At 45.4% G+C, this 1,787-nt stretch carries 2 protein-coding genes; both read right to left on the bottom strand.

Annotation, left to right across the window (positions count from 1 at the left end; all coding sequences use genetic code 11):
* Positions 1-176: 176 nt before the first annotated feature.
* Positions 177-731 carry a TolB family protein gene (locus CK510_RS29985; protein WP_095725069.1) on the bottom strand — a complete coding sequence of 185 codons (555 nt, stop codon included), beginning with the start codon at positions 729-731 and terminating at the stop codon, positions 177-179.
* A gap of 48 nt (positions 732-779) precedes the next feature.
* Positions 780-1,754, bottom strand: coding sequence for a Ycf66 family protein (locus CK510_RS29980; protein WP_095725068.1), 975 nt, complete (start codon positions 1,752-1,754; stop codon positions 780-782).
* Positions 1,755-1,787: the final 33 nt, after the last annotated feature.

The raw sequence follows: 1,787 nt of genomic DNA, 5'->3' as shown, positions 1-1,787 counted from the left end.
CCTAGAAAGGGCTAGGGTAGTTTTGTGTGTCGTATTCCGTCCCCACAAACTTCTCTCCGTTACAAAACATAATTGCGTAGCTTTAGCTTCTCGCTCTGCGAGTATTACGTAGCTTGCTTCTCGCTCCGCGAGTATTGCGTAGCTTGCTTCTCCGCTTCGGAGTATTGCGAATTGTTTTAAGGTGCATTGACATTCACACCATTGGGAATATCTAACTCAATATTTGGTCCTCGGTCAAGTACTTCAATATCCCACTGACCACGAGCGCTGGTTTCAAAAACTACATATCTTCCATCCGGGCTAATCTTGGGGTTTCTTGCCCAACCTCGATAGATAGGAGTGAGTATTTGCGACTGTTGGGCTGCGCGATCGTACAGCGCTACAACTGGTCTACCTTGGTCGCTAGTAATGTAAGTAATGTAACGCCCGGTATAACTAAGACTTGGACTTTCAACAATAGTATTGGGTCGGCTTAAACCCTGGGTACGAAGGAATTGCTGCTGCTGTAAATCGTACACCAACAACTGGTGAGCGCCATTGCGATTAGAAACAAAAGCCAAAAAACGTCCGTTACCGCTCAACGAGGGCTGTTCTTCTGTGAAGCGACTGTTGAGCGATGTCGGACCTGTTGGTATATTTTCGGAGCTACAAGAAGTAAGTAAAGTCAGGCTAAAAATTAGACTCCAATATATTTTTATTTGGAGTCGAAATCTAGGTATAAGTTTTTTCACCTTAACTATTGTCCATCGCCTTTTGTGCCTTTGCTAACCCAATATAAATTAGCTAATAGACACGTCATCATCAAAATCATTATTCGGTCTGTCCGACTTATCTTCGGGTTTTTCTAGGGGTTTATAGTCAACGTAATCGGTATAATCAGCATTAGGAATTTGCTCATCATCCTCGCGATCGCGCCGTGGAGTTGATTCCCCAGAAGGTCTACGTCGTCTTGGTTTGGGTTGAACCATCTCATCGTCGCGAATCTCTGGACGGGAGGAACCGTTACTACCTCGACGTGGAGAGGATGCTCTGCGATCGTCTCTACTGGGATTTTCCCAATCATCGTTTTGTTTGGGAGCAGGAGAGGAATTCCAATCATCCTCACCAGAACGTTCACTATTGCGACTGGTGGCAGGACGAGATGGGTTTCGACGACGAGGTTTATCATTTACTGGCTCGTCATTTCTTTCGCTACTAACACGACGGGACGAACGCCGGGGAACATCATCTTCATACTCATCATAACCGCCAGAACCACGACGTTCTTCCCGACTACCAGAAATTCGTGGACGTTCTTCATAATCATCTTCCTCCTCGTAGTAAGGAAGAGGTTTTGCCCCCATAACATCTCTTTCGGCACGACTATTACGGCGAGGTTTACTGTATTGATAATCGTCGCTGACATCGCGATCGCGATCGACAATTGGGGTATTACGTCTAGCTTGTTCTGTGGCAATGCTCCGCAAACGAATACTCTCGTAAGCGAAAAACACAATCGAACCCACGAGCATTAATTGAAGAAACTGCAAAATTGGGTCTAAGCGCCAACCTTGAAATATCAAGATAAAACCACACAGCAAACCAACTGCGGCAAAAAATATATCGTGATCGCGAGCTAAATCGGGTTTAACATTGCGGACAAAATACAGAGCTGCCCCAGCCACAGCCAGGAAAATCCCTAGAAAAGTGGCTGGAGTTGCCCCCACATTTACCTGAGCCAGAATACTGGCTGAGTTCAGCCCAAAAACTACCATTGTTTTTTTCCTAATATCAAATCTATGTTAGCT

The organism is Brunnivagina elsteri CCALA 953 (assembly GCF_002289455.1).
GTDB classification, from domain to species: domain Bacteria; phylum Cyanobacteriota; class Cyanobacteriia; order Cyanobacteriales; family Nostocaceae; genus Brunnivagina; species Brunnivagina elsteri.
The sequence above is the reverse complement of the archived record's forward strand: the minus strand, read 5'-3'. Positions and strand labels throughout refer to the sequence as shown.

Excerpts from the sequence above, each read along its gene's own strand:
- CK510_RS29980 (WP_095725068.1), bottom strand. The coding sequence starts at position 1,754 with ATGGTAGTTTTTGGGCTGAACTCAGCCAGTATTCTGGCTCAGGTAAAT.